Source organism: Streptococcus mitis (assembly GCF_000722695.1).
GTDB lineage: Bacteria > Bacillota > Bacilli > Lactobacillales > Streptococcaceae > Streptococcus > Streptococcus mitis_O.
The window spans coordinates 15,152-32,263 of record NZ_JPFU01000004.1 but is presented as its reverse complement, the minus strand read 5'-3'; the positions used below and the strand labels follow the sequence as shown (position 1 = coordinate 32,263).

Sequence of the window (17,112 nt, the reverse complement as noted above, 5' to 3'; positions counted from 1 at the left end):
GCACTGCTTTGAGGTTGTAGATGAAACTGACGAAGTCAGCTCAAAACACTGTTTTGAGGTTGCAGATAGAACTGACGAAGTCAGTAACATATATATACGGCAAGGCGAAGCTGACGTGGTTTGAAGAGATTTTAGAAGAGTATGACCAGCTTGCAAGCTGGTCTTTGTGTTCTTTTCACAGTCTTATCAACTGGTTAATCGATTGTTCTATTTTTTACCCCCAAAACCTTGGAAAAGGCTTTCTTTTGTGATATACTTCACATATAAATACAAGAGAGCTCGTCACACTCGACTCTGTTGAAACAAAATCAATCCAGTCCTGTTGTCCCTGTTCTCGGCCAATATCAAGGAGGATAGCTATGAAAGCTGTTGTTGTAAATCCAGAAAGCACTGGTGTTGCTATTGAAGAAAAAGTACTCCGTCCACTTGAAACTGGGGAAGCACTTGTAGAAATTGAATACTGTGGTGTTTGCCACACTGACCTCCACGTTGCCCATGGTGACTTTGGTCAAGTACCAGGACGTGTTTTAGGACACGAAGGTGTTGGTATCGTTAAGGAAATTGCCCCAGATGTTAAAAGCCTTAAAGTCGGCGACCGCGTCAGTGTTGCTTGGTTCTTTGAAGGATGTGGCACTTGCGAATACTGTACAACTGGTCGCGAAACCCTTTGCCGTACAGTAAAAAATGCTGGCTACTCAGTAGACGGTGGTATGGCTGAACAGTGTATCGTAACTGCAGACTATGCTGTTAAAGTTCCTGACGGACTTGATCCAGCCCAAGCTTCTTCTATCACATGTGCTGGTGTAACAACCTATAAAGCTATTAAGGAAGCAAAAGTTGAACCAGGCCAATGGGTTGTTCTTTATGGTGCTGGTGGACTTGGTAACCTAGCCGTTCAATATGCTAAAAAAGTATTTAATGCTCATGTCATTGCGGTTGATATCAACAATGACAAACTTGCCCTTGCAAAAGAAGTCGGTGCTGACATCGTTATTAACGGTCTCGAAGTCGAAGATGTGCCAGGACTCATCAAGGAAAAAACTGATGGAGGTGCCCACTCAGCTGTGGTAACTGCTGTATCTAAAGTTGCCTTCAATCAGGCTGTTGACTCAGTTCGTGCTGGTGGACGCGTAGTTGCTGTTGGTCTCCCTTCTGAAATGATGGAACTCAGCATCGTTAAAACAGTCCTCGATGGAATCCAAGTTATTGGTTCTCTTGTCGGAACTCGTAAAGACTTGGAAGAAGCCTTCCAATTCGGTGCAGAAGGTCTGGTAGTCCCAGTTGTTCAAAAACGTCCAGTCGAAGATGCTGTGGCAATTTTCGACGAAATGGAAAAAGGTCAAATCCAAGGACGTATGGTACTTGATTTCACAAACTAATTCAATGAAAACCTATATAAAAAAGTTGGATGCCTCTTCCAACTTTTTTATATTAAATTTTTAAAATAAAAAATATTCTCTTCTCGAAAATATTTATATATCAATATTTCAAAACATATGTATTTTATTTTTTAAAAAAATTATATATCAAATAGTTGATTTTTTTATGAAAACGGTTTATACTAATCTAGTCTTAAAGTTTTCTTAAACAATGGGCACAACATTTTATAAGGAGGAATGACAATAATGAGTATCGGAATCATTATTGCGAGCCACGGCGAATTCGCTGCAGGTATTCATCAGTCAGGATCTATGATTTTTGGTGAACAAGAAAAGGTTCAAGTTGTAACCTTTATGCCAAATGAAGGTCCAGATGACCTATATGCTAAATTTAACAACGCTGTGGCTGCATTTGACGCAGAAGATGAGGTGCTAGTTTTGGCTGACCTTTGGAGTGGTTCTCCATTCAACCAAGCTAGTCGCGTGATGGGAGAAAATCCTGATCGTAAGTTTGCCATCATCACAGGACTTAACTTACCGATGTTAATCCAAGCCTATACAGAGCGCCTCATGGACGCTACAGCAGGTGTGGAAAAAGTCGCTGCGAATATTATCAAAGAAGCCAAAGATGGCATCAAAGCTCTTCCAGAAGAGTTAAATCCAGTTGAAGAAGTTGCAAGTGCTGCAGCTGCTCCAGTTGCCCAAGCTGCTATCCCAGAAGGAACTGTTATCGGTGACGGTAAACTGAAAATCAATCTTGCCCGTCTTGACACACGTCTCCTTCACGGTCAGGTTGCAACTGCTTGGACTCCAGATTCAAAAGCAGACCGTATTATCGTTGCTTCAGATAACGTTGCCAACGACGACCTTCGTAAAGAATTGATTAAACAAGCTGCTCCAAGTAATGTCAGAGCCAATGTGGTTCCAATTCAAAAATTGATCGAGGTTTCAAAAGACCCACGCTTTGGAGAAACACATGCCCTTATCTTGTTTGAAACACCTCAAGATGCCCTTCGTGCAATCGAAGGTGGCGTGCCAATCAAGACCCTTAACGTAGGATCAATGGCTCACTCAACAGGTAAAACAATGGTCAACAACGTTTTGTCTATGGACAAAGAAGACGTTGCTACATTTGAAAAAATGCGTGACCTCGGTGTTGAATTTGACGTACGTAAAGTACCAAACGACACCAAAAAAGATTTGTTTGACTTGATTAACAAAGCCAACGTTCAATAACAAATATCAAACTATAGAAGAATTCTAAGAAATTTTTTCACTTTATTACAATTAAATAGAAAAGGAATAAAACCATGTCAGATATTTCAATTATTTCTGCTGTCTTGGTTGTAGTTGTTGCCTTCCTTGCAGGTCTTGAAGGTATCCTCGACCAATTCCAATTCCATCAACCAATCGTCGCATGTACCCTTATCGGACTTGCAACTGGTAACCTCGAAGCAGGTGTTATGCTTGGTGGATCACTTCAAATGATCGCCCTTGGTTGGGCAAACATCGGAGCTGCCGTAGCTCCTGACGCTGCCCTTGCATCTGTTGCCGCAGCAATCATCTTGATCAAAGGTGGTAACTTTACTACTGAAGGTATCGCAGTTGCAACAGCAACAGCTATCCCTCTTGCCGTAGCTGGACTTTTCTTGACAATGATTGTTCGTACAATCTCAGTTGGTTTGGTTCACACTGCTGATGCTGCTGCTAAAGAAGGAAATATTGCAGCTGTCGAACGTGCTCACTTTATCGCCCTTCTTCTTCAAGGTCTTCGTATTGCAATCCCTGCAGCCTTCCTTATCGCTATCCCAGCTTCTGCCGTTCAAGATGCTCTTAAATTGATGCCAGACTGGTTGAACGGTGGTATGGCTGTCGGTGGTGCTATGGTCGTTGCCGTTGGTTACGCTATGGTTATCAACATGATGGCAACTCGTGAAGTATGGCCATTCTTCGCAATCGGTTTTGCACTTGCTGCGATTTCTCAATTGACTTTGATTGCCCTTGGTGTAGTCGGTGTTGCCCTTGCCTTCATCTACCTTAACCTTTCAAAACAAGGTGGTAACGGTGGCGGCGGAGCTGCGACTTCTAACGACCCAATCGGTGATATCCTAGAAGACTACTAGAAAGGGGAACAATCATGACTGAAAAACTTCAATTATCAAAATCAGATCGTAAAAAAGTTTGGTGGCGTTCACAATTCCTTCAAGGTTCTTGGAACTACGAGCGTATGCAAAACTTGGGTTGGGCTTACTCATTGATCCCAGCTATCAAAAAATTGTACACTACTAAAGAAGACCAAGCTGCTGCTCTTGAGCGTCACCTTGAGTTCTTCAACACACACCCATACGTAGCTGCTCCAATCATGGGGGTTACTCTTGCACTTGAAGAAGAACGTGCAAACGGTGTTGAAATTGATGATGCTGCTATCCAAGGGGTTAAAATCGGTATGATGGGACCTCTTGCAGGTATCGGTGACCCAGTATTCTGGTTTACAGTTCGTCCTATCCTTGGAGCTCTTGGTGCATCACTTGCTGCATCTGGTAACTTGGTTGGTCCACTTCTCTTCTTCTTCGGATGGAATGCTATCCGTATGGCCTTCCTATGGTACACACAAGAGTTTGGTTACAAGGCTGGTTCTGAAATCACTAAAGACATGTCTGGTGGTATCTTGAAAGACATCACTAAAGGTGCTTCTATCCTTGGTATGTTCATTCTTGCCGTTCTTGTACAACGTTGGGTATCGATTAACTTTACTGTTAACCTTCCAGGTAAACAACTGGCTGAAGGTGCCTACATCAACTTCCCAGAAGGACCTGTATCAGGTGCTGAATTGAAAGGTATCCTTGGTCAAGCCCTTGGTGGATTGAGCCTAGATAAGATTCAACCACAAACCCTTCAAGGTCAGTTGAACTCATTGATTCCAGGATTGATGGGACTTCTCCTTACTTTCCTTTGCATGTGGTTGCTTAAGAAAAAAGTATCACCAATCTCAATCATCCTTGCACTCTTTGCAGTAGGTATCGCAGCTCGTTTCTTCGGTATCATGTAATCTTGGTGAGAATGTACAAACAAAAAAAGAATCAGGTTTATCACCTGATTCTTTTGGCTCTTTGTCAAATAGTGTTGATGAAGAACCTAATGAAAAAAGAATCCAACAAAAATTGGACTACCTGTCTCCGGTTGAATACCGAAGACGGTAGCCCTAGGGTGTTTTTATTAAATTCTCACTTTTTGGGGTCAGTCCCTAAGCCTGATAGTAATTTCTTGTTCATACTATTCCCCTTTAGTCATTTACTACTTTAAGTTGCATTGCTTTAGCTACTTCTTCTGCCTTTGATCCCTTAGGTGTATGGATTTCTACATCTGGGTTACAGTTATCCACAAAATAGAAGTATTCTGTAATTTCTGTTACACTTGCTGGAATTGTAATAGATTTAATTGATGATGTCCCCCAGAATACTAATATTCCAATACTCTTTGTTCCTTCTGGGAATACAACTGATTCTAATGAACTGTCAGAGTTGAAAACATCATCTTCTACTGTTTCTATTGACTTACCAAAGTGGACATACTTTAACTTATTGTCAATCGCAAACGCACCTTTTCCAATATATCGTACTGTATCTGGTAAAACGATTGCCTCACAATGTTTCAAGTTCGCAAGACCACGTTCTCCAATTGCGATAACAGGTTTACCTTTAATTTCCTTTGGTACACGAACAACCTTATCGTCAGAAGTACAACTATAGATGACATAACCTTCTTGCCATTCATCATATGTGAAGTACTTTTCATCTGTCTCTGGGAAGTCTTTGAAGTTCTTCTCTGTTACTTCAGAGTTATTTGTTGTGTTATTTTTTGTTTCTATTGTAGAAGTACTTGTTGTGGTATTTTGTTTTGACTCCTTAGGTCCGCATCCTACTAAACCTGATAAGAGTACTGCTGCACATAAGCCTGATAATAGTTTCTTGTTCATTATTTCTCCTCCTAATATTTTATGAATATATTAATACTTGTATTGTTATAGGATGTAGATATTCTTGCTAATATCAAATATTTCTATTTAATCTTCCCATAAATATACGCATGTTAATATATTAATATCTTCAAGGATTTATAACTATAGTTCCTTAATTTTCCCACCAGTAAAAAAACGAAAGGCACCACAAGTTATTTATGTGTTTTCTTTAAACGACTCATGTACTTCTGTCGCAACTTCTCACCCGCCTTTAATTGCGGTTGCGATAGATTGAGGACCTAAATATGCATCCCCTGTTATTAGTTCATTTCTATTGTATTCTGATGTTGACCGAAAGTCAAATTTTTACCTTTCATCTAGAACACTAAAGTCTACTTTTGTTCAATTGCTGCAACGACAAGGTCACATGGAATAATATGTTCACTACCTGCCACTTCATGCGTTGATCTTCTTCCACTTTCATCTGATTCACCAAGTTCCATTGTAATAACCTTTACACCAGTTACTTTCCCACTCTCATCACGCAATACTTCTTTAATATTCTCTAAGAAATGGAATGTAACACCTTCATTGTGTGCATCTTTGATTTGTAGTGTAGCTTCTAGTATATTGTTCATATGGTCATCATTCTTTTGTTTTAGGTTTCAGCGCTTTTAATATAATGGATGTTGGCCTTTTTGTATACACTAAAATAGGGTTGGTGGAAAATTTCCATCAACCCTAAAAATTATAGAACCACACAAAACCCTGACCAGAGATGGCCAGGGGTTTGTATTTCAAAAATTATTCTGTAAATTCTATAGTTACTTTTACTTCAGAATCCATTGAAGAAAATATTGTTTTATAATAATTGATTGCAGATTCTTTAATTTCACTCTTAAATTTATCTAAATACTCTGCTTGTCTATCACTAGAAAGTTGGTTAGCGACCAATTTCCCAGTATCAATATCTTCTGTAGTTCCACTTAATAACTCTCCATGACTATCATATAAATCATAAGGATTATCTTTTGAAAGTTCAACACCAATTACTTCCAATTTTGGAACAATAACCTTATATTCTTTTTCGCTTATTTGTTCAACCTTTACACTACTTTTAATTCCAAATTTAGCTTTATAATTTAAAATTACTAATGCTGCTTTTTTAGAGAACGGCACATCAAACCCAAAAACTTGAGTTGTTTTTGTTTCAGAAATAATTTCATTAATTCCCGCATTCAAAAATACAACTTCATTCACTTTTTCAATACTTTCGATATTAATTGACGATTTGACTTCTGATTTATGTTCCTTAGGTAAGAAAAATAGCACTCCAATAGCTATAATAGCTATTAATACCACATTCAATAGTACACTAAACATATTAACTTTCTTCTTTAATATAGACAAGATAAAAAAACCTCATTTTAAATAATCTATCTAAATTTTACACTTTCTAAAGAAAATAGTCAATATTTTTTCGTACTATCTTCTAAAATTAATTGTGCCTATTAAAAATGAAATTAGTTTGTTGCATTTGATTATATTTTTTGAACACCAAATCCATTTAAAATTGAGTGCTATTTTGAGCACTAAAAAAGGGCTCTTTGTCAAATAGTGTTGATGAAGAAATTTAGGAAGGGATTAAACAACTAATTGTTGCTTAATTCCTTTTTGTTTTGGGCCAAACATTTTTGTTATTAAAATAATCCTATTTCTAAAATGGTAATAGTTTCTAAAGCCGTAGGCATTTCTTTTAAGCGCTTTTATTTTATTGTTTATTCCTTCAATAGGGCCATTTGTTCTAGTTGGATACTCACAAGTATTTTGAATATATGGCAAGTAAGTCATAAGAGTCTTTAAAACTCTTTTTAAACCAGGAGATAGGTCTAATTGCGTAGCTGCTTCAATCGTTTCCTTGAATTCTATATAATCTCTATCCTGTATACATTCACGAAGTGAATATACAACCTCATAATCATTTTTAAGAGATGGATTTTTTTCTAAGATATAATCTACGATTCCTTTACTTGTTATGAAGCTTTCAAAAAGCTTATAACGATTATATTTATAGTTCTGAAGTTCATTAGAGTTCTTTAAAATTAACTTCCAATAATATTTTAACTTTCGATATAATTTAGGATTTTTATAACGATGCTGATTCATGATACGTACCCGAGTTCTATTTAATTCTCTATTCAAGGCTTGTACAATGTGAAAAGGATCAATGATAATTTTTGCGTTAGGAAACATTTCTTTTATTAATTGAATGTATGGCAAGTACATATCGATGGAGATAGTTTTCACCTTTAATCTAGTCTTAGGCTCAAAACGATAAAAATATTGTTTCAAACTGTAAGATTTTCTATCTCGTACAACATCGACCAACTTGTGTGTAGTGCTATCAAAAATAATGAAGCTCATATTGCAATCGGAAGATTTAACAGATTTAAATTCATCAAAACACAAATGCTCAGGTAAATCATGTAATGGTTTAATCGTTAATAATCGTGCTGTATCATATATGATACGTCTAACGGTATGAATTGAAACATTTGTTTCTTTGGCAATATATGTTTCAGATACTGTTTCACTTATTTTTGTCTTAATTTCATTTTTTAATCGTTTCGAGATATGACAGTATTTTTCTACAATTCGACTAGTATCTGCAGTAAATGAAGAACCACATTCTCTACAGAGAAATCTCTGATTTCGTAGATTTAAGTAGGCTGGAAGGCCTGAAACAGAACAGAGAGTGATACGAGAAGTTTTCGTCCCGTTTTTAACTATATTGTTATTTTGGCTAACGCACCCACAAACGGCACAAAATTCTGGTTTATGCGTATATGTAGCTGAATAAAATAAAGATTTTCTATTTTTTAATATCTTCTCTTGAACATTATTATCCCAAATAATGTTTTTATCTTTGATTTGTAGTGTAGCTTCTAGTATATTGTTCATATGGTCATCATTCTTTTGTTTTAGGTTTCAGCGCTTTTAATATAATGGATGTTGGCCTTTTTGTATACACTAAAATAGGGTTGGTGGAAAATTTCCATCAACCCTAAAAATTATAGAACCGTTCTTTTTATATCTCATTTATTATGCCAAGGCACCCATTGGATCCCATGGTGCAAGGACGATTGGTTCTGCTTCATAGGCAGCTAGTTCTTCTGCTGTTAGTAATTCCTTACGAACAACAATTTGATAAGTGTATTCGTCCATCCAAGCATCTGAAGCAACAAAGTAACCATCTGTACCAACCTTGTCTCCCCATGAGTTTTCAACCTTCCACTTGGTTGACTTGCCATTTTCATCCAAATCCACACCTGTCAAGACCATGGCGTGGGTCATCAAGCTCTCACTGTAATCCAAACGTCCAGCCTTGTCTTGAGTGAGTTTAATGTCCATGCTTGATTCAAAGTCATAAACATCTGTCGCAAGGATCCCAGCTTTACGATTGCTGAGTTGACCGACATCTGATCCAAACCAAACAGTCTCACCTGCTTGCATTTGGGCAATCGCTAATTCTTTCAAGCGTTCCATCGGTACATTGATGTAACGAACCGCACGGCTACCAACCACATTCCCCAACATCTCAACTGTGTAAGATTGGCCGTAAGGCTTGTCAGCAGTTGGGGCATTGATAACAGAAACATAGTCCTCTAGAGGAAGATTGACATATTTCTTGTAAAACTCTTGTGGTGTGATGCCCTTTTCGCTTTGGTAGTTGTTATCCTTATCGCGATAAGCAAAGTCAAATTTACGTGGTGGAAGGCCTAGGGACATAGCAAGAAAATTAAAGATTTCTTGCAAGAGGTCTTCTTTCTTAGCTTGAACAGTCGCTTGGTCTGCACCAGAAGCGAGCAAGTCACGCAAGATTTGAGCATCTTGACGAAGCAATTTGTTGAGAATGGCATTTAGCTCACGACTACTGCTAGATGAAACAGATTCAGGGTAAACCGACTTAGGAACGACACCGTATTTCTCAAAGAGAGAAACGACCATATCCCATTGACCGCCATCTTGTTGTGGTGTTTGAAGTAGGAAGCTAACCTTACGGCTCGTCAAGTCTTGGTCTGCAGTCTCAATGACTTGCTCCAAGAACCAGTTTGATTTCTCATACTTGTCCCAGAAGAAAGTGTGGGCTTGTGACAACTCAAAGTTTTCCAATTTATATTGAGAGATGAGTTTGTGGCGGAAAGTATTGAGAGCTGCAAACATCCAGCAACGACCAGACGCTTTCTGGTTTGTTACCTTGTCCTTGGTCAAATCCAATGAGAAAACAGGCGTATTGTCTACATGGCTTTGGCGACGTTCTAGAGCTGCAAAAATTCCGTTGTGGCTAGCAGCATTTTCAATCGCTTGGTATTTTACATTTGCTTCATAGTTGGCAAATAATTTATCAGTAAATGATTCTTGAATCGCGTTCATAGATTCCTCCTTTTATTCTACAGTCTATTATAACTCTTTTCACAAAGGAAGCAACTGAAAAATATAAAAGGAGAGAATATTGTCCCTCACCTTTTTCGAATATAAACCAAATTAAGCAATACTATCAAGAAGATTTTCTAATTCCTCCTTGGTCAAGCGACGCCATTCTCCTCGCTGCAAGTTCTCATCTAAAACTAAAGTTCCCATAGTCAAACGTTGCAAGTCTACTACTTCCTTGCCACAGTAGGCCACCATACGCTTGACCTGATGAAACTTCCCTTCTGCAATGGTCACACGGATTTGGCTTTGATTCTTTTCTGTATCTATGGACACAAGCTCCAGTCTAGCGGGTTGACAGGTAAAGTCTTTGAGAGGAATACCCTCAGCAAATATCTCCACATCTTCTTGGGTCATAATTCCCTTGACATGGGCCAGATAAGTCTTGTCCACATGACGCTTTGGTGAAAGAAGAGCATGGGCAAGCTGACCATCATTGGTCAAGAGTAGAAGACCATGTGTATCAATATCCAAGCGTCCTACCGGGAAAACTTCCTTGCTCCGAGCCAAGTCATCCAACAAGTCCAGAACGGTTCTGTGCTTAGGATCCTCAGTCGCTGAGATAACTCCTTTAGGCTTGTTCATCATATAGTAGACAAACTCTTCATACTCCAACACTTGCCCATCAAAGCGAATCTCATCTCTTTCTTCATCAATCTGTAGTTTCGCTGATTTCTCTTTTTTACCATTTACCGTCACGCGCCCAGCCTTGAGCAAGTTTTTGACCTCAGTCCGGCTCCCCACAGCGCAGGCAACTAAAAATTTATCTAATCTCATAGAACTATTATATCATACTCAAAAGGAGGCTGGTACAATGACCAACTTCCTTTTCGTTTTAGATTTAGGAAATTAACTTTCTCGTCTCCAGAAAATCGCTAAGACAATCATAGCTCCTAAAATCGCTGGAATAATAGCTGTTCCTGATAAAACTGGCCCCCAAGTTCCAAAGAGCAAGTGACCCAGAAAGGCTCCAATCCACCCGAGAAACATTTTCCCAAAGCATCCCATGCGTTCTCCACGATTGGTCAAAGCACCTGCCAAGAGTCCCACTAGGAGACCAACAAACATACTTCCTATCATCTTGGCTCCTTAATTTGCCCAATCTCCGTTACGGAAGAGCGGTACACGTGTCCCATCCTCACGGATACCATCGATATCCATCTGATTAGAACCAATCATAAAGTCCACGTGAACATCTGAACGGTTAAGTCCCGCAACTTCAAGCTCTTCTTCGCTCATCTCTGCTCCACCAACGACGCTAGTCGCATAGGCTGCACCGATAGCCAAGTGGTTTGAAGCATTCTCATCAAAAAGGGTGTTGAAGAAGGTAATGCCTGACTGAGAAATTGGGCTTGGATCTGGTACCAAGGCACATTCACCCAAGGCACGCGCACCCGCATTTTCAAAGACAAGATCCTTCATAACCTGATCACCCTTCTCAGCAGTGATGTCAACGATTTGTCCATCCTTAAAGGTTACTTTAATTCCTTCGATGATATTTCCATTATAGCTAAGCGGTTTTGTAGAAGTGACATAACCATCTGCACGACGGAAGTCAGGCGCTGTGAAGACTTCCTCTGTCGGCATATTTGGCAAGAATCCTTCGCCCTGTGCATTGATAGCACCAGCTGATTCCCAAACGTGGTTCTTTGGCAAGCCAAGTGTCAAATCAGTTCCTGGCGCTATGTAGTGAAGGGCTGAAAATTGTTCTTTATTAAGCATATCTGCCTTGCTCTTGAGAATAGCAGCATGCTCTTCCCAGGCCTTAACAGGATCTGCTTCGTAGACACGGCAAGTTTTGAAGATTTGGTCCCAAAGGAGATCAACTGCTTCTTCATCGCTCACAGCATTTGGAAAGACTTTCTTAGCCCACTCAAGTCCAGCAGCGGCTGCTACAGTCCAACTAACCTTGTTGGATTGAGTTGCGATACGCATTGGCTTCATAGCAAGTCCCATAGCTTTATCAGAAGCTGATAGCTTGTCAGCATCCACTCCGTTCAAGGCACCTGGATCAGATGAACGAACTCCAAGACGGCTAGCCTTGTTCTCCAAAAGATAGTTCATCTCAGCAATCTTGTATTCCGGCACATTGTCCAGACGCTCCATCGGAGCATGTAGGAATTTCTCACGGTTAATCACATCGTCGGTCCACTGAACAATAACCTCATGCGCTCCTAAAGCATAGGCTTCTTTGACGATTAAGTGAGCCAACTCACGTTGCTCCACATCAATAGAGAGAGCCAAAGTGTGACCAGGCTGTACGTTAATTCCATTCGCGACCAACAATTTCGCATATTTTTCTAGATTTTCTTTAAAATTTGGTAAAACCATGTTGTTTTCTCTTTTCTATTTTTATTTTTCTTTCAAAGCAGAGAGTAGCCCTGCTAAAGCAATAGCGCCCGACAATAGTGCTGTTGATAGAAGAATTGTACGATCAGCAAGTTCTAATTGATATTCACATACCTTCTCAGCCGGCTTATCTTCTGCGAATATTCTTAGTTTCATGAGAACCCCCTTAAAATTTATTAAAACAAATCACTATGACTTCCTGTCCTCAGCAAATTTAAAATCAATTCTTCCTTGTCTACTTTATAAACCAAAAGCCAATCTGGCTGGATATGGCATTCACGAACTCCTTGAAAATGCTTGGATGCCGTCAATTGATGATCACGATATCTAGCAGGAAGTTCTTTTTCTTGAACAAGAAAATTTAAAACTTCTTCTAATAATTCTGCCTTCAAACCACGCTTCATAGCCAACTTAAAATCTTTTTTAAACTGTTTATGATAACGAATCTTAAGCACGCAAATCCTCCATCAAGTCTGAGACTGATTCAAAGGATTGGCTCATATTACGATTTTGGCCTAAATCCGTTAATACCTCAAGCAACTTCCGATTCTCGTCTAGTCTAACATCGAAAGGTAAACCCTGATATTGAATAGCTTGACGAAGGAAAATATTGATAGCTGTTGTCATATCCATTCCCAGATTATTAAACACCTGTTGGGCCTGCTCCTTAACCTCACTATCCAAACGGATGCTCATGCTCGTCTTTGACATACTCTCACCCTCTTTCTATTTATTATTTTAACAAAAAAGAAGGCCAATGTAAATCTATTAGATATACATTAGCTTCTTTGGATAGATGATTATAGTTGTTCTGATGTCTTATTTTCTATAAAATGATTTACCCTAGTCAAAATCTCTTTTTCCAGTTCTGTTATTTGTTTCGGACTCCAACCATCATCTTTTTTAGAAGTTATCTTTGCCATCATCTGTAATTTTAAACTCTGACGATTGAAAATCCCTTCCCACTGTTTATATTTTGCACTTGGAATTAAATTTCCAAACTTCGAATTTTGACTATCTGTAATGATACAGAGATTCCCAAAGGAGTGCAAAAATTTATCATCAATTTTTTCAACTCTTTCTTCACTATTTAGATGTTGTGGAAACCAATGCTCTATGGAACGGCGATAGGCAAATTTGAAATCTTCAAACTTAATATCGTAATCTTTCTTCAATTCTTCACGATTTTTCCATAAAACATAATCTACAAAGTTAAAAGCATAAACAGGAATTGCCCCGTATTTTTTGATACTTTTATCTTCTGTGAACAATCTTTCTTTTGCATATCTCACTGCCATTTTCTCAAGAAAATTCTTAAACGAACCAGCAAATTCTGCTTGATTTAACTCTTCAATATGGTTAAACAAGAATTGCAAGATTTCATATAACCAACGACTATCACGATTAGCAGTAAAGGTCACATCAAACATGGATTGAAGGAGGATAATATTTTTGTTTAAATTGTCAAAAGTATTTTTTTGAAAATTAATTCGAACATATTTCCATCCTCTATTTTCATTTCGTTGATATGTCTCATACTGACCTCGTTTGATTTGCCATTCGGTTTCATTTTCTAATTGGACATTTTTTACGATAAACGTATCAAATATATGCTTCATAGTCAGAAGTAGTTGCCCAAATTGTTGGACCCATTCTCTATCTCGTCGTTCAATTTCAAAAATTTTCAATAATTTTTTATCATCAAATGTAGTTTCATCATTTCCTTCCATGATGAAAAAAACTTGAAGTAAAAATGTTGGAAAATCAATTACAGTCGTATAATTTGAAATGTCTGCTCCATTATTTACTAAGCTATTACTTTCATATTTTGTCTGAGTAATTGCATCTAGTAAACTTCGTTGCTCAATTTTTTTTACTCTTATTTTCTCAAATACACTTTCCAATTTGAAGTTAGTAAATTCTTTACCAAAAATTTTTTCCCCCTCTTCATCAGTATTTTTTGGTCTACTTCGGATTTGAAAAGCTTTCATTACCGGCTTATCAAACTCTGCACAGGCATCCCAAATTCTTGCAAACTTTTGTGCCATTTCTTGATCTTCACCAAATTTAGACATCATTTGTGCCTTAAGAATCTCATGAGCCTCTAGTTGTTCACCTCGAGAGTTGAAACGTTCGAAATAAAGATTCAAATCTAAATCTTCAGGAAGTATACTCCGAAAAATGATGACCTTCTTAAAAAGATAATCAACGAAAGATTGAGGAGCCAGTTGGCGCTCTTCTAACACTTTTTTCAATGCGTCTTTAGCATGTCTGTAGCCTCTAGTCAACTCATTTTCATCGCCCTCTGAAATTTTTTGCTTGGTAAATAGCTTTCGAATATTCTCATTTGATTTCTTCCGAGCTGGGAAGATAAGATTGACAGCTTTCAATCTATCAAAACCAAACTCATGCTTCAAAGCTAAGGCAATCAAATTAAGAGCTGTTGTCCGTTGTTGACCATCTATGATTTTGAAAATGTCATTCTCTTTATTAACGACTAATGTCCCAATATAGTAATTGTCTCTATTTTCTTGAACAGCATCTGCTACGTCGTTCAGTAACTGCTCAATTTCATCATAAGTCCAGGCAAAATTTCTCTGATAAAGAGGGATAGCATAGGTATCTTCATTTAACAAACGATTAACTGATAAGCTTATATGTGTTTCTACCATTTATTTTTTTCCTCTTCTATAATCTTGTCCACAGTATAATTTTCAAATAATTCTCTATCTATCTTGATCATAAAATCATTCGGAGTGACAGCATGGGATAAAAGTTGAAATAGCTTTTGAACCTCTTTTTGTCTAAACCTTCCACCAGCAGCATAGTTCCCAACCGTCGCATCATATATAGCTTTAGACTTAACTCGAGGGTAATAAGACCAAATAAACAAGGTCTCTACTATCTCCTTTGATAGCTCATCTTTTCCAAATCTCTCTGCAAAAAGTGAGCAAATGTTTAGGAATATATTGTGACACTTGAGGTAGCGTCCTTTTGAGCTATTGTAAATGTTCAACATACCTTCTGGGTAAGCTACATTTTTTTCTCCCTCCGACTCATCAGAGACCCCTAACTGTTTATTTAAAAAATTTTTATGAACTCTAATAGTTTCATGAGCAGATTCAATATACTCAAAAAATTTACTTCCATCAATGATTGGCATAGTAATTGACATAGGGAGATTTTCAATATGACGATACAATTCTAGATATGGGAAGTTCTGATTCAAATCAACTCCTTTAAAATCGTCAATAAAATCCTCTGTAAAGCGGAGATAAGAGCCATAACGCTTGTTTGTTAATCCTGTCTCTCCTCGAGACCAACGTCTCATACGAAAAAGATGTTTATCAAACAACTCTTTGAGACTTAAATCTTTATCTTCTACAAATTGCTCCCACTTTTCCACAATTCTTTCATCTTCTGAATCTTGCTTGCGAAGATGATAGGCTTTGAGCAAATCATGAGGTTCTAAAGATTTACCACGATTATTCTGAGAATCAAATAACTGAAAGGCTTCAGATAATCGTTCTTGGGGCATAGTAATCACAGAGACAGCACAATTCTCTAATAAAAAGTTGCAAATATCTTTTGCCTCATTTTCGCCAACTAATTGAGTTAAATTTTTCCACTCATTATAATTTTCACTCGCATGATAGCAAGATATCTCTCCAAATTCTTCAGCACTCAACAGTTGATTCGCACCCTTATAATTCTCTAAATCATCTAACGAATGAAGAAACAAAGAAATTGAAATTATCCGTTGCTGTCCATCGACAATATCTAAGTGTCCATCATTCTTATGCAGGATAACGGAGCCAATCTGATATTCCTTTTTCCCCATAGCATCTCGTAAATCATAAAAAAGATTACGGATATGTTTTCTGTTCCATTTATAAGGTCTTTGATAAGAAGGAATCCGCAAATCCCCTTCTTTCAATAGTTCTCCAACCTTTTTAGAAGTAAATTGAATACTCATTTTATCCTCATTTATATTTATCTATCATTTCTTGAACTATTCGCTTCATATCCTCTACTAAAATCCGAGGAGACAAAACAGTAACTGCTTCCCCTTGTCCCAGCAACCAGCGTTTAAGACCCGGTGTATGCTGACTTTCAAACTGAAAATGAGTCCAGCTACCATTTTTCCCAACTATTTTTGCATTTGGAAATTGATCCATCACAATAGTCGGATCATTCAAATACTCGATCTCAATACTGATTTTCTTCCCGATAAAAGCATCTACTCTCTCGTTACGAATGTCGCCATCTCTAAATTTATCTCGATAAGAAATAGAGGGTTTCTCTATATCACTAAGAGACCAGGACTGAATACGGTCTACTCTTAAAGTAATATAAGTGGCATGTTTCAACTGGTAGACAACCAGATAGAAATAATGACTATCATAGTAAAGAGAGACTGGTAAAATAATCTGCCTCTTAGAAGACTCAGAATACGGGTTTTGATAGACAATATCTAGAACCTGTTCATGCAAAATAGCTTCTGATAAATTCCATATTTTCCCTATTCTATTTTGCTGATCCGTTAAGGGAGCATAATTAAGCTTTTCACTACCAATGATCTGCTCAATTTCTTTCTGGTCATCACGAGGAACTAAAATCAGTAAATTTTTTAGTAAGCTATCAATTTCTGGCCGATTCAGTGCTCGATTTTCCAATAAAATCTTTGAAATAACGAGTATATCCCTTTTATTAAAAACTGACTTACTTGCTAAACAATACTTATTCGTCTTACGGTTATAAAGCAAATCTCCACTATAACTGGTGTTACTAGATAAAATATCACGGAGTAGCGAAAAATCTCTCTGTATCGTCTTTTCACTAACCTCAAATTCCTGAGCCAGTTGCTTTTTTCCTAATGGGATCCCAAACTGTAAGCGTAAAAAGATCGTTAGTAATCTCTCTTGATCATTCATC

Annotated in this window: 19 protein-coding genes; 5 read left to right on the top strand and 14 right to left on the bottom strand. The window is 37.8% G+C overall.

Features of this window, described 5'->3' with window-relative positions; genetic code table 11:
- Positions 1-20 precede the first annotated feature (20 nt).
- The 5 genes from SK629_RS11965 to SK629_RS01480 all read left to right on the top strand — a co-directional run bounded on the left by SK629_RS11965 (position 21) and on the right by SK629_RS01480 (position 4,428).
- Positions 21-251, top strand: a complete 231-nt coding sequence (locus SK629_RS11965) for a hypothetical protein (protein ID WP_042900280.1) — start codon at positions 21-23, stop codon at positions 249-251.
- Between the two features lie 108 nt (positions 252-359).
- Positions 360-1,379 (top strand): alcohol dehydrogenase AdhP, encoded by a 1,020-nt coding sequence (adhP, locus tag SK629_RS01495; protein ID WP_042900279.1) that lies wholly within the window; start codon positions 360-362, stop codon positions 1,377-1,379.
- Positions 1,380-1,625: 246 nt separating this feature from the next.
- Positions 1,626-2,615 (top strand): PTS sugar transporter subunit IIB, encoded by a 990-nt coding sequence (locus tag SK629_RS01490; RefSeq protein WP_042900278.1) that lies wholly within the window; start codon positions 1,626-1,628, stop codon positions 2,613-2,615.
- Between the two features lie 74 nt (positions 2,616-2,689).
- Complete coding sequence (locus SK629_RS01485; RefSeq protein WP_033683013.1) at positions 2,690-3,502, top strand: PTS mannose/fructose/sorbose transporter subunit IIC; 813 nt, start codon at positions 2,690-2,692, stop codon at positions 3,500-3,502.
- A gap of 14 nt (positions 3,503-3,516) precedes the next feature.
- On the top strand, positions 3,517-4,428 hold the full coding sequence (locus SK629_RS01480) for a PTS system mannose/fructose/sorbose family transporter subunit IID (protein ID WP_000136858.1): 912 nt from the start codon (positions 3,517-3,519) through the stop codon (positions 4,426-4,428).
- Positions 4,429-4,662: 234 nt separating this feature from the next.
- On the opposite strand, the gene SK629_RS11120 is transcribed toward SK629_RS01480, so the two are convergent.
- The 14 genes from SK629_RS11120 to SK629_RS01405 form a co-directional block, all read right to left on the bottom strand.
- Positions 4,663-5,355, bottom strand: a complete 693-nt coding sequence (locus SK629_RS11120; RefSeq protein WP_080702881.1) for a leucine-rich repeat domain-containing protein — start codon at positions 5,353-5,355, stop codon at positions 4,663-4,665.
- Positions 5,356-5,729: 374 nt separating this feature from the next.
- Complete coding sequence (locus SK629_RS01470) at positions 5,730-5,975, bottom strand: hypothetical protein (protein ID WP_004238875.1); 246 nt, start codon at positions 5,973-5,975, stop codon at positions 5,730-5,732.
- 166 nt (positions 5,976-6,141) lie between these two features.
- Entirely contained in the window at positions 6,142-6,720 is a 579-nt protein-coding gene (locus SK629_RS01465; protein ID WP_050492332.1) for a DUF4230 domain-containing protein, read from the bottom strand.
- Between the two features lie 261 nt (positions 6,721-6,981).
- Positions 6,982-8,298, bottom strand: a complete 1,317-nt coding sequence (locus SK629_RS01460) for an ISL3 family transposase (RefSeq protein WP_033687283.1) — start codon at positions 8,296-8,298, stop codon at positions 6,982-6,984.
- Between the two features lie 141 nt (positions 8,299-8,439).
- Entirely contained in the window at positions 8,440-9,771 is a 1,332-nt protein-coding gene (gene pepC / locus SK629_RS01455; RefSeq protein WP_042900277.1) for an aminopeptidase C, read from the bottom strand.
- A gap of 111 nt (positions 9,772-9,882) precedes the next feature.
- On the bottom strand, positions 9,883-10,605 hold the full coding sequence (locus tag SK629_RS01445) for a pseudouridine synthase (protein WP_042900276.1): 723 nt from the start codon (positions 10,603-10,605) through the stop codon (positions 9,883-9,885).
- 72 nt (positions 10,606-10,677) lie between these two features.
- A complete protein-coding gene (locus SK629_RS01440) occupies positions 10,678-10,908 on the bottom strand; it encodes a GlsB/YeaQ/YmgE family stress response membrane protein (protein ID WP_042900275.1) in 231 nt (76 codons plus the stop codon).
- 9 nt (positions 10,909-10,917) lie between these two features.
- Positions 10,918-12,159: an aminopeptidase gene (locus tag SK629_RS01435; protein ID WP_042900274.1), complete on the bottom strand. Its 1,242-nt coding sequence runs from the start codon at positions 12,157-12,159 to the stop codon at positions 10,918-10,920.
- Between the two features lie 21 nt (positions 12,160-12,180).
- Positions 12,181-12,333: a hypothetical protein gene (locus SK629_RS01430; RefSeq protein WP_042900273.1), complete on the bottom strand. Its 153-nt coding sequence runs from the start codon at positions 12,331-12,333 to the stop codon at positions 12,181-12,183.
- Positions 12,334-12,353: 20 nt separating this feature from the next.
- On the bottom strand, positions 12,354-12,632 hold the full coding sequence (locus SK629_RS01425; RefSeq protein WP_042900272.1) for a type II toxin-antitoxin system YafQ family toxin: 279 nt from the start codon (positions 12,630-12,632) through the stop codon (positions 12,354-12,356).
- Positions 12,625-12,888, bottom strand: a complete 264-nt coding sequence (locus SK629_RS01420) for a type II toxin-antitoxin system RelB/DinJ family antitoxin (protein WP_042900271.1) — start codon at positions 12,886-12,888, stop codon at positions 12,625-12,627. The genes SK629_RS01425 and SK629_RS01420 overlap by 8 nt, the downstream gene beginning before the upstream one ends.
- An 89-nt stretch (positions 12,889-12,977) precedes the next feature.
- Complete coding sequence (locus SK629_RS01415; RefSeq protein ID WP_042900270.1) at positions 12,978-14,849, bottom strand: DUF262 domain-containing protein; 1,872 nt, start codon at positions 14,847-14,849, stop codon at positions 12,978-12,980.
- Positions 14,843-16,153 (bottom strand): DUF262 domain-containing protein, encoded by a 1,311-nt coding sequence (locus tag SK629_RS01410; RefSeq protein ID WP_042900269.1) that lies wholly within the window; start codon positions 16,151-16,153, stop codon positions 14,843-14,845. The genes SK629_RS01415 and SK629_RS01410 overlap by 7 nt, the downstream gene beginning before the upstream one ends.
- 7 nt (positions 16,154-16,160) lie before the next feature.
- Positions 16,161-17,111, bottom strand: a complete 951-nt coding sequence (locus SK629_RS01405; protein ID WP_042900268.1) for a helix-turn-helix transcriptional regulator — start codon at positions 17,109-17,111, stop codon at positions 16,161-16,163.
- Between the last annotated feature and the right edge of the window lies 1 nt (position 17,112).

Excerpts from the sequence above, each read along its gene's own strand:
- SK629_RS01470 (WP_004238875.1), bottom strand. The coding sequence starts at position 5,975 with ATGAACAATATACTAGAAGCTACACTACAAATCAAAGATGCACACAAT.
- SK629_RS01480 (WP_000136858.1), top strand. The coding sequence starts at position 3,517 with ATGACTGAAAAACTTCAATTATCAAAATCAGATCGTAAAAAAGTTTGG.
- SK629_RS01430 (WP_042900273.1), bottom strand. The coding sequence starts at position 12,333 with ATGAAACTAAGAATATTCGCAGAAGATAAGCCGGCTGAGAAGGTATGT.
- SK629_RS01405 (WP_042900268.1), bottom strand. The coding sequence starts at position 17,111 with ATGAATGATCAAGAGAGATTACTAACGATCTTTTTACGCTTACAGTTT.
- pepC (WP_042900277.1), bottom strand. The coding sequence starts at position 9,771 with ATGAACGCGATTCAAGAATCATTTACTGATAAATTATTTGCCAACTAT.
- SK629_RS11120 (WP_080702881.1), bottom strand. The coding sequence starts at position 5,355 with ATGAACAAGAAACTATTATCAGGCTTATGTGCAGCAGTACTCTTATCA.
- SK629_RS01415 (WP_042900270.1), bottom strand. The coding sequence starts at position 14,849 with ATGGTAGAAACACATATAAGCTTATCAGTTAATCGTTTGTTAAATGAA.
- SK629_RS11965 (WP_042900280.1), top strand. The coding sequence starts at position 21 with ATGAAACTGACGAAGTCAGCTCAAAACACTGTTTTGAGGTTGCAGATA.
- SK629_RS01465 (WP_050492332.1), bottom strand. The coding sequence starts at position 6,720 with ATGTTTAGTGTACTATTGAATGTGGTATTAATAGCTATTATAGCTATT.
- SK629_RS01435 (WP_042900274.1), bottom strand. The coding sequence starts at position 12,159 with ATGGTTTTACCAAATTTTAAAGAAAATCTAGAAAAATATGCGAAATTG.
- SK629_RS01410 (WP_042900269.1), bottom strand. The coding sequence starts at position 16,153 with ATGAGTATTCAATTTACTTCTAAAAAGGTTGGAGAACTATTGAAAGAA.
- SK629_RS01460 (WP_033687283.1), bottom strand. The coding sequence starts at position 8,298 with ATGAACAATATACTAGAAGCTACACTACAAATCAAAGATAAAAACATT.
- SK629_RS01485 (WP_033683013.1), top strand. The coding sequence starts at position 2,690 with ATGTCAGATATTTCAATTATTTCTGCTGTCTTGGTTGTAGTTGTTGCC.
- SK629_RS01445 (WP_042900276.1), bottom strand. The coding sequence starts at position 10,605 with ATGAGATTAGATAAATTTTTAGTTGCCTGCGCTGTGGGGAGCCGGACT.
- SK629_RS01440 (WP_042900275.1), bottom strand. The coding sequence starts at position 10,908 with ATGATAGGAAGTATGTTTGTTGGTCTCCTAGTGGGACTCTTGGCAGGT.
- adhP (WP_042900279.1), top strand. The coding sequence starts at position 360 with ATGAAAGCTGTTGTTGTAAATCCAGAAAGCACTGGTGTTGCTATTGAA.
- SK629_RS01420 (WP_042900271.1), bottom strand. The coding sequence starts at position 12,888 with ATGTCAAAGACGAGCATGAGCATCCGTTTGGATAGTGAGGTTAAGGAG.
- SK629_RS01490 (WP_042900278.1), top strand. The coding sequence starts at position 1,626 with ATGAGTATCGGAATCATTATTGCGAGCCACGGCGAATTCGCTGCAGGT.